General features: G+C 65.7%; 3 protein-coding genes and 1 pseudogene. All 4 read left to right on the forward strand.

Annotated elements, in window-relative coordinates:
• The coding region (locus tag AC1VAN_RS21365) for an alpha-amylase family glycosyl hydrolase (protein ID WP_480986694.1) at positions 1-1,520 on the forward strand (1,520 nt) is incomplete at its 5' end.
• Positions 1,521-1,589: 69 nt separating this feature from the next.
• A pseudogene (locus AC1VAN_RS21370) lies at positions 1,590-1,739 on the forward strand (SseB family protein); the annotation flags it as partial.
• A gap of 117 nt (positions 1,740-1,856) precedes the next feature.
• The gene (locus AC1VAN_RS21375; RefSeq protein WP_442251612.1) at positions 1,857-2,321 is read left to right on the forward strand and encodes a GNAT family N-acetyltransferase; all 465 of its coding nucleotides are present in this window, start codon (positions 1,857-1,859) and stop codon (positions 2,319-2,321) included.
• A complete protein-coding gene (locus AC1VAN_RS21380; protein WP_033830565.1) occupies positions 2,318-2,623 on the forward strand; it encodes a hypothetical protein in 306 nt (101 codons plus the stop codon). Before AC1VAN_RS21375 ends, AC1VAN_RS21380 begins: the two co-directional genes overlap by 4 nt.
• Positions 2,624-2,640: the final 17 nt, after the last annotated feature.

Raw genomic sequence — 2,640 nt, forward strand, 5'->3', positions numbered from 1 at the left:
ATATTCCGGTGCCATGCCCGGACAAGGTGGACGGCAACATCGGCTATCTCGGTGGCGATTTCCGTGGTGTGCTCGACAATGCCGACTACATCCGCAACCTCGGTTTCGGCGCGGTGTGGATCACGCCCATCGTCGACAACCCGGATGAAGCCTTCACCGGCAGCAAGCCGATCAGCTGTACCAGCACCCTGACCGACCGTGGCAAGACCGGCTACCACGGCTACTGGGGCGTCAACTTCTACGCGCTGGACGAGCACCTGCCGAGCAGGGACCTGGATTTTGCCGGGTTGACCAAGGGCCTGCACGGCGCCGGCCTGAAGGTGGTGCTGGACATCGTSGGCAACCACGGTTCGCCGGCCTGGACCATGCCYAMGCGGCAGCCGCAGTTCGGCCAGATCTTCGACAAGGGCGGCAGGTTGATCGCCGACCACCAGAACCTGCCGCCACAGAAGCTGGACCCGAAGCACAATCCGCTGCACGCGTTCTACAACAACATCGGCCCGGTCGACAGCAAGGACGGCTCGATCTTCGATGGCAACCTGGCCGAGCTGGGCGACTTCAACCAGGACAACCCGGCAGTGATGGACTACCTGGTGGGGGCGTACCTGCAGTGGACCGCGCAGGGCGTGGATGCGCTGCGCATCGACACCATCGGCTGGCTGCCGCATCCGTGGTGGCACGAGTTCGTCAACCGCATCCGCGCGCAGCATCCGGGCATGTTCATGTTCGGCGAAGCGTTCGACTACAACGCCGCCAGCATCGCCGAACACACCTGGCCGGCCAACGCCAATGTCAGCGTGCTCGACTTCCCGCTGCGCGGCGCGCTGGAGCAGGCCTTCGGCAGCGCCGGCAAGGGCTTTGAAACGCTGGCTGAGCCGCTGCACCTGACCGGTGGCCCGTACGCCAACCCGTATGAGCTGATGAGTTTCTACGACAACCACGACATGCCGCGCCTGCAGGCCAGGGACAGCGGCTTCATCGACGCGCACAACTGGTTGTTCACCGCGCGCGGCATTCCGGTGGTCTATTACGGATCGGAAACCGGCTTCATGCGCGGCCGTGCGGAGCACGCCGGCAACCGTGCCTACTTCGGCCAGCCGCGGGTGGATGCAGCCCCGCAGAGCCCGATCTTCGCCCCGCTGCAGCGCATCGCCAAGCTGCGCGAGAGTACGCCGGCGTTGCAGCGCGGCCTGCAGGTGAACGAACGTCTGCAGGGCGATGAAGCGGTGTTCTTCCGTGTGCTGCAGCATGGCGACGTGGCGCAGACCGCGCTGGTGCTGCTGAACAAGGGCGATGCCACGAAGACCTTCAGCGTCGACCGCTACCTGCAGCCCGGCCTCTGGCGCGACGCGCTGGACGGTGGCCAGGTGACGGTGAAGGGCAGCCTGAAGGCGGAGGTGCCGGCGCACGGGGTGAAGGTGTTTGTGCTGGATGCGGACGTGCAGCAGCCGGCCCTGCAGGCCGAACTGGACAAGGCCATGGCAGACCAGCTGGCGCGCGACCAGCGACTGAAGCGCTGACCGCGCAGTGACCAGCGGAAACGGTAGTGCCGGCCGCTGGCCGGCAGCCTCTTCGTCGTTGGACCCAGTGCAGTTGATCAGGTCCGCTGGCTGATGCTGGACGTGCTGCGCCGCGTGCCGGGCGGCTACGGCGTGGTGATCAACCCGGGTACTACGCTGGGCTTCGAGATCTCGCCCAGCGGCGTCGGCGAGATCCTGAAGGACTTCTCGCAGGGCTGAGGTGCATATCGCCGGGGAGCCGATCCCATGCACGGTTGGATTGATTGCAACGATTTGCAGTGACTGCAGGGGTGAAGCATGCTTTCCTGAAGGACGATCAGGACAGCGAGGTTACCCATGGAGTTCAGGACGCTGGCGCCGGCAGCGCCGGAGTGCGAGCAGCTGGCGCAGTGGTATCACGCGCAGTGGGGAAAGGATGCAGGCTTCACTCTGGAAGATGAGCGTCTGCGGCTGCGCAAGCCCAAGGACGCGCAGGGATTCCCGCATCTGCTGGCGGCAATCGACGATGGGCAGGTGGTCGGCGCCGTGCAGCTCAAGCGCGGTGAGATGCCCGGTTTTCCCGAGTATGAGCACTGGCTGGGAAGCGTGTATGTGGCCGACAGCCAACGCGGGCGAGGGTTGGCCAGCACGCTTGTCGAACACGCAGTGAAGCAGGCCCGGTCGATGGGCATATCGCAGCTCTATCTGCAGACCGAGTCGCTGGACGGTGGTCTGTATGCGCGGTTGGGGTGGAAGCCCGTTGTCGAGTCCGACACGCGTGGCTTCCCGGTGCTGGTGATGGTCCGCGGGTTGAGCGCATGAGCACCGCCTCGGCCCGCCATTCCCGTCTTGCCCTGGTCTTCCTGATCGGCGCCATCGTCGCAGCCCTCATCGCCGCGCCATTGCTGAGCGCGGTCGGCATCGTGCAGTGGCCGGTGTTCGTCATCGCCTGGCTGATCAATCTTGGCGCTGCCTGGCATCTGGGCGTTTGGGCAGGGCTGCAGGGCCGTTCGGAGTTTGCCTTCATGTTGCTGGCTGCACTCGGCACCGTGGCGTCGATCGTGATCTACGTGCTGCTGGCGGTGCTGGGGCCGAAGGCCGGTTCGCAGGGCCCCGCAGCGTAGCCCAGGGCGTCAACCGG

The sequence above is a fragment of the Stenotrophomonas sp. 05L44_2 genome (genome assembly GCF_056665995.1).

What these genes read in the sequence shown, in the direction of transcription:
- AC1VAN_RS21380 (WP_033830565.1), top strand. Translation starts at nt 2,318, where the DNA reads ATGAGCACCGCCTCGGCCCGCCATTCCCGTCTTGCCCTGGTCTTCCTG.
- AC1VAN_RS21375 (WP_442251612.1), top strand. Translation starts at nt 1,857, where the DNA reads ATGGAGTTCAGGACGCTGGCGCCGGCAGCGCCGGAGTGCGAGCAGCTG.